The 18078-nt window shown below is 64.6% G+C and carries 9 protein-coding genes; 1 reads left to right on the forward strand and 8 read right to left on the reverse strand.

Annotated elements, in window-relative coordinates; all coding sequences use genetic code 11:
* Window position 1 precedes the first annotated feature (1 nt).
* The 4 genes from A3722_RS01690 to A3722_RS01705 all read right to left on the reverse strand — a co-directional run bounded on the left by A3722_RS01690 (window position 2) and on the right by A3722_RS01705 (window position 13701).
* Window positions 2–4585 carry a MupA/Atu3671 family FMN-dependent luciferase-like monooxygenase gene (locus A3722_RS01690; protein ID WP_067915878.1) on the reverse strand — a complete coding sequence of 1528 codons (4584 nt, stop codon included), beginning with the start codon at window positions 4583–4585 and terminating at the stop codon, window positions 2–4.
* Window positions 4585–5595, reverse strand: coding sequence for a glycosyltransferase family 2 protein (locus A3722_RS01695; RefSeq protein WP_330220200.1), 1011 nt, complete (start codon window positions 5593–5595; stop codon window positions 4585–4587). Before A3722_RS01695 ends, A3722_RS01690 begins: the two co-directional genes overlap by 1 nt.
* Window positions 5592–12029 carry a type I polyketide synthase gene (locus tag A3722_RS01700; RefSeq protein WP_067631251.1) on the reverse strand — a complete coding sequence of 2146 codons (6438 nt, stop codon included), beginning with the start codon at window positions 12027–12029 and terminating at the stop codon, window positions 5592–5594. The genes A3722_RS01695 and A3722_RS01700 overlap by 4 nt, the downstream gene beginning before the upstream one ends.
* Window positions 12030–12198: 169 nt before the next feature.
* Window positions 12199–13701 (reverse strand): hypothetical protein, encoded by a 1503-nt coding sequence (locus tag A3722_RS01705; RefSeq protein ID WP_236627317.1) that lies wholly within the window; start codon window positions 13699–13701, stop codon window positions 12199–12201.
* Window positions 13702–13851: 150 nt separating this feature from the next.
* Here A3722_RS01705 and A3722_RS01710 point away from each other — a divergent pair, with 150 nt between their 5' ends.
* Window positions 13852–14598, forward strand: coding sequence for a WecB/TagA/CpsF family glycosyltransferase (locus tag A3722_RS01710; RefSeq protein ID WP_067915880.1), 747 nt, complete (start codon window positions 13852–13854; stop codon window positions 14596–14598).
* Window positions 14599–14601: 3 nt separating this feature from the next.
* On the opposite strand, the gene A3722_RS01715 is transcribed toward A3722_RS01710, so the two are convergent.
* From A3722_RS01715 to A3722_RS01730, 4 genes are all read right to left on the reverse strand, one after another.
* Complete coding sequence (locus tag A3722_RS01715; RefSeq protein WP_067626535.1) at window positions 14602–15534, reverse strand: glycosyltransferase family 2 protein; 933 nt, start codon at window positions 15532–15534, stop codon at window positions 14602–14604.
* Complete coding sequence (locus A3722_RS01720; RefSeq protein ID WP_236627318.1) at window positions 15531–16631, reverse strand: glycosyltransferase family 2 protein; 1101 nt, start codon at window positions 16629–16631, stop codon at window positions 15531–15533. The genes A3722_RS01715 and A3722_RS01720 overlap by 4 nt, the downstream gene beginning before the upstream one ends.
* Before the next feature lie 34 nt (window positions 16632–16665).
* A complete protein-coding gene (locus A3722_RS01725) occupies window positions 16666–17691 on the reverse strand; it encodes a GGDEF domain-containing protein (protein WP_067626536.1) in 1026 nt (341 codons plus the stop codon).
* The coding region (locus A3722_RS01730) for a heme NO-binding domain-containing protein (protein ID WP_067915882.1) at window positions 17688–18078 on the reverse strand (391 nt) is incomplete at its 5' end. The genes A3722_RS01725 and A3722_RS01730, both read right to left, overlap by 4 nt.

Genomic DNA, 18078 nt, shown 5'->3' on the forward strand with positions numbered 1-18078 from the left:
CTCAACCCCGCCCGCGGGCGCGCTCGGCCCGCATGAGGCGACGTTTCGACATGGTTTCGGTCCGGGCAGGCGTTTCGGCGGCTGGGGGCGCCTTGGGCGGTTCGGCTTTCTGGCCGTCCAATCCATCAATATGCGCTGCCAATCCCGCGAGGGTCGGGAAACGGAAGATATCGGTGATCGACAGCGCGCTGGCGCCCAAGGCTGCCTTGATATCGCGATGCGCCTGCACCGCCAGCAGCGAATGCCCCCCAAGAGCAAAGAAGTTATCGCCGCCGCGAATGTCCCCGATGCCCAAAAGCGCGCCCCAGACCTGCGCGATGGCGGCTTGGCTGCTGCCGTCTTGCGTGGCCGTCTGCGGCGCATCGGCAGGTGCAACACTGCGCTTGACCGGGGCGGGCAAAGCCTTGCGATCAATTTTCTTGTTGGGCGTCAAGGGCATGGCGGGCAACGTTACGATGGCCTGCGGCACCATGATATCGGGCAGATGGGCGGCCAGTTGCCGCCGCGCCGCGTCGCTGTCGACCGCCGCATCGGCGACCACATAGCCGACCAGTTGCGCGCCACCCGGCCCCGCATCATCGCGCAGCAGGGCCACGGCCTGACGCACCCCCGGCAGATCGGCCAGCCGCGCTTCGACTTCCCCAAGCTCAATCCGGTGGCCGCGTATCTTGACCTGCGCATCGGCGCGGCCTTCGAAATGCAGCACGCCTTCGGCGTCCATGCGCACCAGATCGCCCGTGCCATAGAGACGACCGTGGCCCGCGAAGGGATCGTCGATGAAACGCGCGGCGGTCATCTCGGCCCGTTGCCAATAGCCCTGTGTCACGCCAGCGCCCCCGATCCAAAGTTCACCCGCCGCACCGATCGGCAGCACCTGCCGCGCGGCGTCAAGGACATGGATCTGCGTGTTGGCAATCGGTGTGCCGATGGGGGCCGTGGTGCTGTGGGTGTCTTGCAGCACATGGGTGGTCGACCAGATCGTGGTCTCTGTCGGGCCGTACATGTTCTGGATCTGCGCCAGCGTCGCCGCACGCAAAGCGCGGGACAACGTGCCGGGCAACGCCTCCCCCCCGACCATCAGCGCCTTTACCCGCGCCAAAGCGCCACGTGCCTCATCGTTCATCACCATCATCTGCGCCATCGAGGGCGTGCATTGCAGATGGGTCACGCCATGGCGAACGATCTGCGCGGCGATTGAGTGATCGTCCTCTGCCGGTTGCCCACCCGCATTGGCGCGGCGCAGCACATCGGCCAGCGGCTTCAGCCCCGCCATCACCTTGTCGGTGGGAATGCCATAGTCGATCAGGCAGGCGATCTCATCCACACCGATCCGCTTGAGCTGCTCGGCCCGCGCCAGCCCATCTGCCACGGTGCCAAACATGCCACTGTCGTTGAAATAGCGTTGAAAGGCGAACTCTAGGATCGCATCCATTTCCTCGGCTGAGAGTCCTTCGAGGTCGATTTCAAACGGGTTCGTCGTGCCGGCTGGTTTCTTGAAGGCCGGAAAGGCCCAAGCGTATTGTTTGATCAGCCCCGCCGCGGATCGCAGGTAGTCCTTCATTGGCGCGCGGGCGATTTCCTCGGCCTCGGCGCGGGTCTCGGCAAGATAGCTGTGCAACATGACGGTGACCCGGTGATCCGCCGGGTCATGGCCCGCACCGCGCAGGGCGTCGTGGTAGATCTTGATCTTGTCCGCCACCTCTTCCACCGATTGGCCGAGCAGGTGGGTCAGCACATTGGCCCCGATCTCTCCTGCTTCTTTCCACGTTTGTGGATTGCCCGCCGTGGTGACCCAGATCGGCAGCCTGTTCGAGACGGGGCGCGGCTGCGTTACCACCGCGTGGGGCGTGCCATCGGCACGGGGGAATTCCACCGGCTCCCCGGCCCAGAGTTTGCGCAACTGGTCGATGGCGTCATACATCGCGGGCTTGTTCTGCGGCGGCGTGTTCTCCGGGCGCAGCACGAAGTCATCGGGCTGCCACCCGCTGGCGATGGCCAGTCCCACGCGCCCGTTTGTCAGGTTGTCGATCACCGCCCATTCCTCGGCGATCCGCGCGGGGTGATGCAGCGGGGCGACGCAAGACCCGGCCCGCACGTCAAGGTTCTGCGTCACCGCAGCCACGGCAGCGCCTGTGACAGAGGGGTTCGGATAGGGGCCGCCGAAGGCATGGAAATGCCGCTCGGGCGTCCAGACCGCGTTGAAGCCATTGGCATCGGCGAACCGCGCGCCTTCCAGCAGCAGCTCGTATTTCTTGGGGCCGACCCCGTCGTCATTGCCCCAGTAAAACAGGTTAAAGTCGATCTTGCGGTCGCTGGTGGCAATCGGCCCGTTCGACATCAGCGCCCGGCTATCGTCGCCTGCCAGCACCAGTTTGAACCCCCGTGCGAGGGTCCAGAACAGTTCCAGCACCGAGATATCGAAACTGAGGCTGGTGACAGCGAGCCAGACAGCGCCCGCCTCATGATCGATCCGGTCGTCCATCCCGGCAAAGAAATTCGCCACATTGCCGTGGCTGACCATCACGCCCTTGGGGGTCCCGGTCGAGCCGGAGGTATAGATCAGATAGGCAAGGTCATCCGGCCCCGCGCTGGCGGCAGGGTTCACGTCCGAAGCCGTGGCGAGGCGCGTGTCACGGTCCAGCTCCAACACCTGCGCGCCTTGCGCGGGCAGGTTGGCGGAAAGGGCCGATTGCGTGACCACGACCGCAGCGCCACTGTCTGAAAGGTAATGTGCCAGACGGTCCGCTGGATAGGCCGGATCAAGCGGCACATAGGCGGCGCCAGCTTTCAGGATGCCAAGCGTGCCCACCAGCAGGTCCATCCCCCGTGCAACGCAAAGCGCCACCGGCATCCCCGGCCCGGCCCCCATGTCACCCAGCACATGCGCCAATTGGTTGGCGCGGGCATTCAGCGCGGCATAGCTAAGCGTCTCCCCCTCGAACACCAGCGCGGGGGCCTCGGGTGTGCGCGCCACCTGCGCCTCAAAAGCGGCATGGATGGTGAGGTGTTCATAGTCGCGCGTCGTCGCGTTAACGCGGGTCAGGAGCTGCATCTCGGTCTCAGAATGGGCCCAGACGGTACCGCAATCCGTAGCCTCGGAGATGTTGGCGAAAGCCGCCTCTAACCGCGCGGCGATGAGGTCGATCGCGGCATCGGTCAGTCGCGTGCTATCCGCAAAGAGGCGCGCGCCCCCCGCCCCGAGGCAGAGGGTCAACGCCGCGCCCGCGAGCGGTTCACTGTTAAAGGAGATCGCAAAATCCGGGGGGCCAAGCGTTTCAATCGCCGGGTCGCGCAGCGGCAGATCACGCGCAAAACCTGCCGCGCCTTTAGCGCGGGCAAGTTGTGGTTCCACCTGTGCCAGCAGTTCCGCCACGGGCAAGCCCGCCTCTGCCGCGATGGTAATCGGCAGCCAATCGCCGATCAGCGGCGCGGGTTCCCCTTCGCGGCTGAGGGCGATGCCGCCTTCTGTTGCTCCGGCGCTGCGCAGCGCGACGAGGGCTGCGGCTGCGGCCTGCTGCGAAAGGTCACTCCCCTGCGGCAGCGCGATCTCTCGCTCTGCCCATGTCGCTGCCGTTTCAGCTGCGGTGGCCAAGGGGACCGGCAGCGCGTCAAACCCGGTCAAAGCGCGCCGCCAATGTGCCTCCTCAGCCGAGGCCGGAGCCCTGCCCGCCGTGTGGGGTACTTTATCAGCGGGAGCGAAGAACTGGGCCGGAGCAATACTCTCCCCCGCCATATCGCGCAGATCATAGAGGGCGATATGGGCATCCCGCGCCGCCACGACCACCCGCGTGCTGTCGACATCGACAACCTCGCCGGGGGTGCCGCCTTGGCCCGCCAGCACCTCCGCGCGGGAAACGGCCAGCACCGCGCCTGCCGCGCCTGCGAGTTTTGCCGTGGTCAAGGGGTTCCAATAGGCCCCGAAATCCAAGCCACGGACCAGCGCGCTGATCTCTCCTGCGGACTTGGTAAAGTCGATCAGCCCGCCGTTCTCTGGCCGTTTGTCCTTCGCGAAATAGCTGCGCTGGCTGAGGTCTTGGGCGGTGCCTTGCAGCTTGCCGCTTTCCAACTGGGCCAGCACTGCGCCAAAGCTTTCCATCCCGGCGGCGTAGCATTTAGAGTTGAGGCTAAAGGCCGTCTCATCGGGCGCGATCTCTGCCTCCCGCTGCGCCAGCAGGTCACCGGTATCAACGCCCGCTTCGATCAAATGCCAACTGACCCCATGCCGCACCTCACCGTTGATGATTGCCCAAGCGGGTGTGTTCAGCCCAGCATAGCGCGGCAGGGGCCCATCGTGAAAGTTGACCGCGCCGCGTGTGGGCAGGGCCAAAACCGTCTGAGGGATCAGCCGCAGGTTGGCGATGCTCAAAAGCCAGTCGACGGCCAGACCCATGGGCAGCAGATCTTCCGCATCGCGGCAGAGGACCAGCCCTAGCCCTTCGGCCCATGCGCGCACCGCGTCATCTCGGGTGATCACGGCGGCGATCCGATGACCGCCCGCCAGCAGCATGTCGCCGCAGGCAATGGTCAGAGATTCGTCGCCCATCAAGAGCGCGGAAAACGGTTCTGTCTTGAAGCTGGCGGTCATCAACGGTCCTCCGTGGCGGGGCTACGGCTTGGGTCTTGGACGGCGGGGGCCGCGCGCCTCGCGGTGAGCGCATGGGCCGCGAGGTCACGGTAAAAACCGGGGGCGTCTTCTGGCTGGCGTCCGGTCAGCAGGCAGCGCAGGCGGTGCAATCCGCCCCCGGCAAGCCGAGCACAGGTGGCCAAAGCGGCATAGGCGCGGCCATGGTTCTTGGCGAAATAGCGGTGGCGACTGTCGAACCAATAGCGCGGCATCCGCCGCCATTCCTTCATCCCGGTCGAGACCGAGCCAACGTGAACGCAGCGCGCCTGAGGCACGTACCAGCAGTCCCACCCAGCCCGCGCGGCACGCAGGCAAAGGTCAGTTTCCTCATAATAAAGGAAATACGCTTCGTCGAAGAGACCGATCTCAGCCAGCATATCCCACCGCATCATGACACTGGCACCGGCCACCCAATCGACCTCTGCGGCCTCTTCCGGCAAGGGCGGGGCCACCACGGCAGAGGACAGTAGTCGCGTCAGTGGGCCCAACCGCGCGGCAGCTTCCAACTCACCCGCGGCAGAGGGGAACCGGAAGGCCGTGGCATGGGGCAGATCATCCTCGCCGCGCACATGGCTTCCGGCCAACCCGGCGCGGGGGTGGTTCTGTAGATGGTCCAACAGCGTCCCGATACAGCCCCGATCAAGGAAGGCATCCGAGTTCACCACATGCACGAAATCCGGCGCTGCCCCGTCGGACATCCCCGCCCGCATGGCAAGGTTGTTGCCCGCCCCGAAGCCACCGTTGCGGGGCGATGTGATCAGCCGCACTCGATTGCCCGCACCCCAGCCCCGCGCGGCAATCTCCTGTGCCAAGAGCGCGGCAGAACCGTCGCCGCTGTCGTTGTCAACGATCACCAGTTCGGCATGGGTCTGGGGCATATCGGCCAAAGCGGCCTCAGCCGCGCGCAGGGTCATCTCTGCGGTGCGGTAGTTAAGAATAATGACCAAAAGACGGGGCGGCTGTTGCATCATTCCGCCGCCGTGGCTTGGGTGCGGTCGTGGCCTGCGCCTTCGGGCAGGGCCGCCGCGATCACCTCGGCCAGTTCCTGCGCGAGCACGGTCACATTGGGCGCCAGAACCATGCTCACATGGTCGCCCGGCACTTCGATCACCTGCAAGCGCGGCGCATACTGCCGCCACTGGTTGTCCTCATAGACATATTCTTTTTCCGCGGTGACATATTGCCCGGCAGATACAGCCCAATGCCGATCCAGCGGGGGCCGGAACAGGGTCATCGGGCCGTCCCACTGGGGCGTTTCATAGCGCTCCATTGCGCGCAGGAATGCCGCCTGAATGCGCAGACTGTTAAAGGAAGCACCCCCCTCGCCATCGCCGACCGCCTCCTGAGGCCCCCGGCGGCGCGCGCGCTCCCACGCCCAGCGGTTGCGCGCCCATTCAAGCAGATAGGCCGGACCCTTCCGCCACAGCTCTGCCAATTTGATATGCGCCTTGTCGATCTTGCTGAGCGTCGGGCGCAGGGGCAGCGGCGTGTCGAGCATCGCTAGAACGGCTACCTCTTGCCCTGCCGCCTGCAACTGCTGCGCCATCTCATAGGCCGTGATCCCGCCGCCGGAGTATCCGGCCAACAGATAGGGCCCTTGGGGCTGCAGCGCACGGATCTCGGCGATGTAGTCAGCCGCGGCGGCCTGCACCTCTTCGTGGGGGGCGGCGTCACCGATCAACCCACGGGCCTGCACACCATAGACCGCGCGTTCGCCGCTAAAGGGCAAGGCAAGGTGGCGCAGGTTCAGCACATTGCCGAACATCCCCGCCACCACGAAAAGCGGCGTCGCATCCTGCGGCGATTGATTGAGCGGTACGAGGTGGTCAAAGCGCGGCTGCGGGGCCGCCGCTGCCGTATCAGCCACCTCCGTCTGGGCCAAATCTCCGCGCTCCGCCGCGATGAGCGCTGCGCATTTGGCGATCGTAGGAGCCTCGAACAGAACGGAGATTGGGAATTCCACCTTGAACTCGCGCTTGACCGCCGCAAACAGACGGACAGCGATCAGGGAATGCCCGCCGAGGTCAAAGAAACTATCCTCGACCCCCACCGGGCTAACGCCCAAGAGGTTCGACCAAATCTCGGCCAGTTTCTCTTCGATCCCGTTGCGTGGGGCGACGAAAGAACCGTCGAGATCGGGCCGCTCAAAGCTTTGCCCTTGGGCGGAGGCATCGGTCAGCGGCGCGTCGGCTTGGGCGATCAACGTCTGCAAGGGCAGTGAGGACACCATGACCTGTGGCGCATCCAGCGCCAGCGCACGGCGCAGGGCCTCTGGCCCTTCCTGCGCGCGGATACCTTGGCGCACCAGACGGGCCAAACGCTCTTCGGCGGGGCTGAGACTGTCGGCGTTTTGGGCATCCTCAAAGACCACTTCGCGGGCGTCGGGCGGCGGCACCTCGGTAAAGGCCCCTTCGAGCCGTTTCATCGCGAAATCGTGCACATCGACAAGGACCGCTCCCTGCGCATCGGTGATCGTCACATTGAACCGGGCCAAGCCCTCCGCCGCCGATCCTTCGGCAAGCCGGACGTGCGAGCGGACTTCGGCAGGCAGCGGCGCGTGAAGCGTGATCTCACCATAAGACAGCGGCACCCAGAGGTGGCGCGCGGCATAGCCGGGGATCAGCGCCATGGCCCAACCGGTGGCGATGTCCATCAGACCAGGGTGCAGCACATAGCCATCGGCCAGATCACCCTGCGCGGCCTCGGGCAGCCGTAGCGCGGCGAGCCCCTCTCCCTGTCCCAGAGCGGTGCGTTGCAACACATGCCAGCGCGGGCCGAATTTCAGATGCGCCTCTTGAACGGCGGGCAGACGGCCCCCGGGCGCGGCCTCGGCCACGTCCTCGCAACGGGCCGCGAGGGCAGCAAGATCGAGAGGGGTGGCTGTGCGCCCCGTGGGGGTCAAACGCACTTGAACATGCAACTGCCACGCGGGCCTGCCATTGACCACACAGGCGCTGCGCAACTCGGCGGCGAAACCTGCGCCCTCGGGGGTCAGGGTGATCTTGATCTTGCGCCGCGCCCCATCGGCCAGCGGCAGGGGACGCAGAAAATAGAGGTCTTGCAGCGTGAACCCCTGCAGCCCTTGAGCCTGCGCCGCCTCGGCCAAAAGCTCAATATAGCCTGTCCCCGGCATGATCGCGCGACCATCCAAGGTGCGGTGCTGGTCGAGCAGCCAATGTGAGGTGGCGATCTCGGTGGTGAATTCCGGTACGCCGCTGTCGCCTGACCCTGCGGTTTCAAGCAGCGCCGCATTGATCGCGCGGGCAGGCAGCGCCACGGCACCGCCCCCCGCAAGCGTGTCAGCCGCCATGCCCACATCGGCCCAAACACCCCAGTTCACCGCGACCACGCGGGTCTTCGCGCCGCGCCGCGATTGCGCAAAGGCATTGAGCCAAGCGTTCGCCGCCACATAGTCCACCTGCCCCGCCGCGCGACTGGCGGTAGAGGTCGAGGAAAAGAGCACCATCAGGTCCAGCGCGCCATCGGGCAGCAGTTGGTCCAAAACCCGCAGCCCCTGCACCTTGGGGGCCAGCACCGCGTCGATGCCCGCGTCGGATTTAGCCAAGAGCGGCGCATCGTCCAGCACCCCGGCGGCATGGATCACCCCTGTCAGCCCCCCGTGGCGGGCGGTCAGATCGTCGATCACCCGGCGCATCTGCGCAAGGTTGGTGACATCCGCGCGGGCCACTTCGACCGCCCCGCCCGACTGCGCCGCCTGCGCCTCAAGTCGCAGAACGGCACGCAGGCGGCGGGCCGTGGCATCGGCGGGGCCGTGACTGGCAAGGTAGCTGTCCCATTCGTGGCGCATCGGAAGCGCGGCGCGGCTCAGCAGGATGACACGGGTGCCCGGCGTCTCAAGAATGTCTGCCGCAAGGGTCAGCCCGATGCCCCCGAAACCGCCGGTGATGAGGTAATGTCCCTCCGGCTTCCACCCCGGCAAATCGCTTGGCGGCAGGCTGGCTGCGCGGTAGCCCAGTTCGTAGCGGCGGCCAGCACGATGGGCGACCTGAAGGTTGGCCGGGCTGGCCAAAAGCTCTTCGATCAGGTCACCGGGATCAGTCACAGGCGCAGGGTCGACTGGCTTCGCGAACCATCTTGCCGGTGCCACGGGTGCTGCGACGGGCAGGTCAATCTGGCTCGCCGTCAGCCCCGGCACCTCTCGTGCCATGACGCCCACGGGGCCAGAGATCAGCGCCTTTTCGGGATAGGCCAGCCCCTCTTCCGCGACCTGCGCCCCACCGGTGGTGAAGACGTTAAGGTGCAGCGGCGCGTCAATCTCGGCCTCGGCCAAGGACTGCGCAAGCCATGTCAGGCTCCAGAACCCCTGTTCGATATTGCGGTCAAATCTGCTGGAACCGGGGCGCGGGGCGACCTGATCATCGGTCAGCCAGAAATGCGCGATCCGGTCGGGCATTTGCCCTTCGGCCTGAAGCGCCGCGATCAACTGGTCATAGCCCGACCGGCCCTGTTCGGGGGCCAGCGTGAAATGATCCGTGGTGACGCGGGCAAAGGCATCCCCCGCCGTGACCTGCACCACGCGATGCCCTTTGGCCCGCAACTGCGCGGCGACCTCGGCCCCCAGCCCCGCCGTATCGGCGAAGACAAGCCAGTTCACCGGGCCGGAGAGCGCCATATCCCCTTCGGCGTAGCGCGGTTGCCAATGCGGCAGCGCGCCCCAATCGCTGATGTCATCCAGCCGTTGCACCGGTTGCTCTGCGGGGCGGGTCGCGGCCTCTCCCGGTTCGATGAAATAACGCGCACGTTGGAATTGATAGGTCGGCAGCACCACGCGGTTGCGCCGTGCCTCGCCCCAGATCTGCGCCCAGTCAGCTTCGACCCCCGAGGCCCAAAGCCGCCCGATCACGCTGAGGAAATAGGCATCATCCGCGATTTCTTGCTCGGGGTGGCGCAGCGAAGACATCACCTGCCCCGGTGCCACATCCGCGTTCATCTGCGCCAAGGCGGAAAGCGCCTTGCCCGGTCCGACCTCTAGGAAGACCCGCCGCGCGTCAGCGCTTAACGTGCTGATACAATCGGCGAAATTCACCGTGTTGCGCAGCTGTTCGACCCAATAGTCGGGGTCTGTCGCCATCTGCGCCGTAATCATTTCGCCTGTACGGTTCGACAGGAAAGGCATTTGCGGCGCGCGCAGGTCAAGCGTGGCAAGGAAAACGCGGTATCGGTCAAGGATCGGGTCCAACATCCGCGAGTGGGCGGCGATGTCGATGGCTATGCGCTGGTGGTCGAGACCGGCTGCATCCAACCGCGCTTGCAGCGCCTTTAGCGCGCCGTCCGGGCCAGAGACCGCGATCAGTTCCGGGCCGTTGACGCTGGCGATATCAAGCCCTTCTCCCAGAAGCGGCGTGATCTGATCCAGTGGAGCGGAGATGCTGATCATCCCGCCTGCGGGCACCTCATCAAAGAGCCGCCCGCGCAGCAGGACAAGGTCGATGCAGTCCTCAAAGCGCATCACCCCGGCAAGACAGGCGGCGACATTTTCGCCCATGGAGTGCCCCACCATCGCCGCGGGTTTCACCCCCCAAGAGAGCCAAAGCTGCGCCAGCGCGTATTCGACGATCATGATCAGCGGCAATTGCACCGAAGGCCGTTTCAGCTTGGCTTCTGCCGCCGCGCGGTCTTCGGGTTCCGGCAGCCAGATCGCGCGGATATCGTAATCCAACTGCGGTGCCAGATGGTCGAGCCCCCGGTCCATCCATTCGGCGAAGACCGGCTCGGTCTCATAAAGGTCGCGGGCCATATCGGCATATTGCGCGCCGCCGCCGGGGAACATGAAAACGACCTCAGCCTCGGGGCCAAGGTGGTCATGGGTAAAGACACGGCGGCTGTCGCCGCCTTCCAAAAGAGCTGCGGCCTCTTCATGGGTTTCGGCGACCAAGATGCGGCGTTTGTCGAAACCCCGACGGCCCTCTTTCAGGGTGAAGGACACATCGGCCAAGGGCTGTTCGGGATGCGCGCGCAGATGCGCCGCGAGAGCGGCGCTGTTGGCGTCCAACGCCGCCTTGTTCCGGCCCGAGAGGCAGAGCACATGGAAAGGAAAATCGCTTTCTTCCGACGCCGCGCGGGCGGGCGCCTCTTCCAAGATCATATGCGCATTGGTCCCGCCAACGCCAAGCGCATTGACCGCGGCACGCCGGGGCGTGGCTTGGTCGGGCCAGTCATAGAGCCGGTCGTTCACGCGGAAGGGCGAGCCTTCGAAGGGGATCGCCGGGTTCGGCGCTTCATAGCCCAGCGAGGGGGGGATTTGCTGGTGGTGCAACGCCAGCGCCGCCTTGGCCAACCCCGCCACGCCCGCCGCAGTGTCAAGATGGCCGATGTTGGTCTTGACCGACCCGATGCGGCAGAAATCTTCGGCCTGCGTCTCGGCCCGGTAGGCTTGGGTCAGGGCGGCGACCTCAATCGGATCGCCTAGATAGGTGCCGGTGCCGTGGCATTCGACCATGCCGATGCTCTGCGCCGCCACGCCCGCATGGTCAAGCGCGCGGGCAATGGCCGCCGTCTGCCCATCAACCGAAGGGGCCAGATAGCCCGCCTTGGCCGCGCCGTCGTTGTTGACCGCCGAGCCTTTGATGACCGCCCAAATAGGATCGCCATCCGCAATGGCATCTTCCAACCGCCGCAGCGCCACTGCCCCTGCGCCAGAGCCGAAAACGGTGCCCTGCGCGCGGTGGTCGAAGGCGTGGCATTCACCATCGGGGGAGAGAATTTCGTTCTCTTTGAACTCATAGCCCCTGCCCTGCGGTAGTTCGATCGTCACCCCGCCCGCCAGCGCCATGTCGATTTCACCCGCCCGCAGCGCCTGCGCGGCATAGTGGATCGCCACCAGCGAGGTCGAACAGGCAGTCTGCAGGTTGATCGACGGGCCTTTGAGGTCAAGCACATGGCTGACCCGGGTCGAGAGGAAATCTTTGTCATTGCCGGTATGCCGAAGCAGGAACATGCCGACATCATCGACCAGATCGGGGTTCGAGCAGATGTTGAAATAGAAATAGCTGCCCATGCCACAGCCCGCATAGACGCCGACGGGGCCAGAGAGGCTTTCGGGCATATGCCCCGCCTGCTCCATCGCCTCCCAAGCGACCTCAAGAAATTTGCGGTGCTGCGGGTCGAGGATGGCGGCGTCTTTTGGGGAAAAGCCGAAGAACTCGGCGTCGAACATGTCGTAGCCGGGCATCTCGGCGGTGACGGGCACGTAGTTTGGCCGGGCCATACGTTCGGCGCTCTCTCCGGCGGCGCGCAGCTCGGCCGCGTCGCGCCGTTTGAGCGCGCTCACGCCATCGCGGAGGTTCGCCCAATAGGCGTCGACTCCTTCGGCCCCCGGCACGTTCACCGACATGCCGACAATCGCGATATCATCGCGTGCAAGAGTTTTGTCTGTGCTATTCATTGCGACACATGTCCCATCGCCCGTTCGACTACAGTGATGAGCCTTCAAGGTTCAATTTAAGCTTCGGGTGCAGCATACAACAGGCAAATCTGTCAAAAATGAGCCAAGAGCGTGCCCTTGGGTCTATTCTGGACAAAATCGCTTCACGGAACGGTGAGCAGATGCCAGTTCAGAAAACCGTCCGCTTTGCCTGCAACGCGGGATTTGCGCTGGCATCAAGTACGGTCTGCCCCCTGCGCGCTGCCGCCAGCCCCTCAGCATGACCGAGGATCGCCCCGGCCGTAAGCCAAGTAAGCGGCGTCAGCGTGGCATTAAGCAACATGTCCATCATGGTAATGCCAAGGATCAAAAGCAGCGGCGCGATCCAAGGGGACAGGCCCGTATCCCCCTGTCGGTATAGGTGTAGCCCCATAAGAAAGATCGGCAGCGCCAAAAGACCCATCTCACAAAGATAGCCAACCCAGCCGAAAGTGCCGAAAACAATGATCCAGCGGCCGTCTGGGACCGATAGGATATTGCCGTTGGTCGCATCCCGGATCAGGTTGCGCCCCCATCCGCCCCAGCCGAACCACGGCTTTTCAGCAGCCCGCGCCAGCAGCCGTTCTTCGTTCATGAACCGATAGCCAAGCGATTGCGCACGGTCCGCGCTGATCGCCTCGGCCCGCGCAAGAATGGCATCGAGCGGCACCAGCCCGGCGTTGCGGAGCATTGGATAGATCACCGCCACCGCCGCAAAGACCACCGCCAGACGGATCTGCCAGCGCGCCGGGGTCAGCAGCACCATCGGCACCAGCAGCAGCGCGTAGGCCTGCGAGGCAAGGCTTTTGCACAGCAGCAGAACCACACCCAAATAGGCAGCCAGCAGCAGCACCTTCCATCGGTCGATCACCGGGGTTTGCCGCGCCAGCGCCACCGCCGACAACAACGCGATACACATGAAAATCGCCAGCCACAGCGCGTGCGGCAGAAACACGATGGGCCGGAAGCCACCATTGCGCATCATCTGCTCAAAGGAGTGCTGAAAGAATCCGTAGATCCAGGTGTTTAGCTGCGGAGAGAAGCGAATTTCGAAGAGTGCGGGCACGGAATAGATCAGCCCGCCGATCATGAAGGCCAGCAAAAGCTCGCGCAGGCCCTCTTCGTCCGCAAGGAACTGCCGCGCCAGCAAGAAAGGCACCAGCATCAGCATCTGGCCGATCAGCACCGACCCGATGTCGCGGATCGACAGCCCCGGGAGGGCGTCCACCGGAAAGAGGATCGGCTCGAACCCTCGGATCGCCTGAAAAAGGATCGGGTCGCCATTGGTCAGCACCGTGGGCATGGCCGAAAAGACCAGCCCCACCACCAGGAACCCCGCCAAACGAGAGGCGGGCCAAAGCTGCAGTTTCTCCTGCGTGCCCAGCCAGATGATCAGCAAAACGCTCAGGTTCGGGATCGACACTTTGTCGAGGCCCGGCACCAGCGGCAGGTTGAATTCGGCCAGAGGCGGCAGGAAAAGATAGCCCCCCAAGATCGACCAGATCAACGCCCGCTGCAGCGGCAGGTTGCGAAACAGCCCCAGACAGACGAAGGGCCAGATCAGCAGCATCAGATAGGCGACGGGGTTTGGCATGATGTCCTTCGCGAAAGCCGGACGAATGCGCGGCAGGATGGGGCGGGGCGAAAATACCATCTGGCCCCGCCCCTGTCATCCCGCTAGTTTTGCGGCAGGTTCAATCTGGCACGGGCGTGGTTGATAGATGGCATGTGAAATCAATTACATAAAGCGTGCATCCTCCCCCCTTGCGCCTGCCTGTGGCAGCCCAAGGGCGGGGCGCGCGGTATGAAGTATGGCAAGGGCGATGCCGCGGTGGTGGTTAATGTGGCGACAAGGGCCGCATTGTTTCAGGCCCTGCGCGCGCGCTTTGCCAAGGGCCAAGGATTCGCGCTTGCCACGCTCAACCTCGACCATCTGACCAAACTGCCCCGCAATGCGGGTTTTGCCGCTGCCTATCATGCGCAGGATCTGATCGTGGCCGATGGCCGCCCCGTTGTCTGGCTGTCGCAACTGGCCAAACAGCCGGTTGCCTTGATGCCCGGCTCTGATCTGATCATCCCGCTTTGCGAATTGGCCGCCGAGCAATCGTTGCCCATCGCGTTCTTCGGTAGTGATGAGGAAGCCCTTCACGGGGCCGCAGCAGCCCTGCGGGCCCGTGTGCCGGGGCTGGAGATTTGCCACATCGCCGCCCCGCCGATGGGCTTTGACCCCGAAAGCGCCGAAGCGGATACCGCCCTGCGCAACATCGCCAACAGCGGGGCGCGTCTGTGTTTTCTGGCACTAGGTGCGCCCAAACAAGAGATGCTCGCCGCGCGCGGGCGTGAGATCGCGCCGGGGGTGGGGTTCGCCTCTGTCGGGGCGGGATTGGATTTTTTGGCCGGGCGGCAGCGCCGTGCGCCGAAATGGATGCGGATGCTGGCTCTGGAATGGTTTTGGCGTGCCCTGCAGAGCCCGGCGCGGATGGTGCCGCGCTATGCGCGCTGTTTCGCGATCCTGCCGCGCTTGACGCTTGAGGCTTGGCGGGCGCGCTAGGCGTCAGCGGTATTCGATGATCCGCCCATCGCGGCGCATGTGATACTTGAGCACGCCCAAGGCTTCGGGGAATTTGCCCAGCAGGGTAAAAAAGCCCCAAGCCGCCCCGCCGCGCCAGATCAACCGCAAGAGTTGCAGTGGGTAGAGCAGCATCAGCCCGACTGCGGCCCACGGCGTCAACAGCGCCAGCAGCAAAATCACCGCAGGCAAAAGCGCGCCCCAAAGCACGGCGCGGCGCGTCTCGGCCACCCAATGGCGATCGGGACCAGCGCCATGCAGCGCCGCCCCTTCGGCAAAGGCGTGACCAGCACGCAGGCTGCGCCGCCACCACTGGCTGAACCGGGTGATCTGCGCGTCATGCCATGTCATCTCGGCGTCGAGCCGCCATATCTGCCAACCCGCCCGGCGCAGCCGCTGGCACAGCTCCGGCTCTTCTCCGGCGATCATCTCTGCCCGGTAGCCACCCACGGCGCGCAGCGCCTCAAGCCGCATCAGCGCATCGCCACCACAGGCGCGCGCCTCGCCCGGCGGCGTGTCCCATTCAGCGTCGACCAGACTGTTGTAAATCGAGGTTTGGGGATGTTCCTCGCGCCGTCTGCCGCAGACCACGGCGAGTTGAGGATGCGCGCTCAGATGGGCCTCTGCCGCGGCCAGCCAACCGTCCCGCAGGATGCAATCGCCATCAAGGAATTGCACCAGCGTGATCTCCTCGCCCAATGCCGCCACGCCCGCATTGCGGGCCCGCGCGGCGGTGAAGGGGTGCTTCATGTCCAACTCGACCACTTCCGCGCCCAGCCCCCGCGCCGCAGCGACGGACCCATCGGTCGAGCCGCTGTCGACATAGACGATCTGTGCCACCTGCCCCGCTAAAGCCTGCAAGGACCGCTCCAGCCGGGCGCCTTCGTTGCGTCCGATGACAACGGCGCCGATGCTCATGCGGCATGCTCATCACGCCAAGCGGCGACATGGGCGCTGTAGCTGTCGGAGGGCACCAGAAAGCCCGCGCGATACAGAAGTTCGACCCGGTTCCAGCGCCGCGCGTCCAGCGAAAAGAGCGAAACATCGGGGTTCTGCCCGATCACCGCCATGCGGCGCGCGTCTTCTCCATGCGCCAGATTGCCCGCGCCCAGCGTCTCGGCATCCCGCGCGGCGGCGTCATTGGCGAACTTGTAGTGTTTGATCACCGCCGTCATATCCGCCACGCGCAGCCCGCAGGACAGATGCGGATGCGGCGCCGGTGTGACCTCTGGCCCGTTGAAGATCAGCGGATGTTTTGTCAGGCAACAGTTCTCTCCAAAGACCTTGCCGCGCACGCCGCCAAAGGCGAACTTCACCGCATCATTGGAGAGATCATTATCGGCAAGCAGCGCGGAGAACGGAATCTCCGGACTGTGGTAGTCGGTTTTGCGCACCGCGCTGATGTCATAATAAAGGAAGGATTGCAGCGCTTGTTTATAGGGCACCCCCGCCGCGGCAGCGAGGCTGGTTTTGGGGAACATCTCAAGCATCTGCGCCATTAAGGCGGTATAGCCCTGCTGTTCGAGATAGGCGGTCAGCCCCTTGATGCCAATCTGGCTGCGCCCTTCGAAATCGAAAATCTCATCCATATCGACATAGAGACACCAGCGATTTCTGCCATAGGTCTGCGCGGGATGCTGGCGGATCAGGTCTTCGTATTCGGCCAGCGGCAGGGTGCAGCGATCGATCACCGTGCCTTTTTGCGCTTTGATCCGGGCGATGGTGTCATCGCGCGAGCCGTTGTCGATGAAAACGAAATGCTGCACGCCCATCGCGCGGTAATGGCGAAAGAAGGCGTCGAGGTAATAGCTGCCGTCGCGCACCAAGGCGATCAGCACCACCTCGCCCGGGGCGACGTCCAGTTTATTTGGCCCATGCAGATGCTGCAAAGACGCGGCAAAGCGCGCCCGGCGGCGGGCGTCGTGCAGGCGTTGGCGCAGGCGGCGGAGCAGATGCAGGGGCGATTTCATGCCGTTGTGATACGACAGGCAATCTGCGCGGTCCACTGCCGCCATGGCTTTCTGATCCGCGTGACTGTGCCCCGAGCGATTAGCTGCCACCGTTTTGACCGGGCGCGGCAGCAGGCCCGGCCCCCACTCGCAGGGCGGGGTCAAAGAACGTGTGGCGCCCACGGCCAGCATGTTTCGAGGCATAGAGCGCGGCATCTGCATTGGCCAGAACCACCTCACGCGGTTGCCGGTCGCCGCGCTGGATCCAGACCGTGCCGATGCTGGCGGAAACCTTGCAAACTTCCCCCTTGTAGCGGATTGGCTCTTCCAACCGGTCGATGATCCGCTGGCCAATCCGCCGGAGTATGCCCTCGCCGCGCACATCGGGCAGAACCACAGTGAACTCATCCCCGCCCAACCGCACCACCATGTCAGAGCTTCGGGTTTCTTGTTGCATGATCCGGGCGACGACTTGCAGCACATGATCGCCCGCGGCATGGCCCAGACTGTCATTCACCGCCTTGAAGTAGTCGAGATCGACATGCATCACCGCGAACCCCTCTCCTGCAGTGATCAACCGCTCTAGCACCGCGTTCAGCGCGCGGCGGTTTTTCAGCCCCGTCAGCGTATCGGTAAAGGCCTGTTCCTCTGCAGTTATCCGCGCCTCTTGCAGGCGCAGGTTCAGGCGGCGGGAGGCCTCCATCGCGGCTGATTTCGCCTCCATCAGATAGAGCATCTCGATCGCCAGATCGGTGGCGGCGAAATCCGCATTGGTCAATGCATAGTCCTGCACCCCGTCGAAAATCGAAATCCCGAAAGAGAGGTTCACGATCAGCCGCCGATCCCCCAAGGGCACCAGCAGCCCCTTCAGCTCGGTCCGGGGGGAATCGCGAAAGGCGAGGTGCAGCTTTACCCCCGTGGCCCGGTGCAGGTCTTTCATCCCGTCAATCCCGCGGGGCCGCTTAACGGTGACGGTTTCCAGAAAATGCCGCCCCGCCAGCGGGGACTGCGGGCGCAGCTTTTGAATCGTCGGCCCGGCGTGGCGGATCTCGCCACTGGCGGACAGCAGCAGATGCATCGGACATAGCTTGTCCAGAACCGCCGGATCATGGCACCCTCCGCTCATGCCCGCGCCCCAAGCTCAAACCGGCGCCCTTCCGAGAACTCGGCCTCGACCAAAATGATCTTCAGCACCTCGATGCCATCCGATCGCCCACAGTGTTCCAACAGCACCAGCGCGCCATAGTCATCGGCCATGGCCCGCAAGACCCCCATCATAAGGTAGCCATAGCCAACGAGCGGGGCTTCGCAGATCAAGGAATACTGGCCATCGGGGTCTTCGCGCAGTTCGACCCAAGGCAAATGCAGTTCGGATAGGGCAAGGCGCGTCCGGTCCGGCAAATCGTCGAGCGATTGCAAAAAGTCACTGAAGCTCACCCCGCCAAAGCGCAGCAAACGCCGCACAGCCTCATAGCCCGGTTGCGCCACAAGAAAGGTGCCGACGTCTTCCATC

It is taken from the genome of Sulfitobacter sp. HI0027, assembly GCF_001634775.1.
Taxonomy (GTDB): Bacteria; Pseudomonadota; Alphaproteobacteria; order Rhodobacterales; family Rhodobacteraceae; genus Sulfitobacter.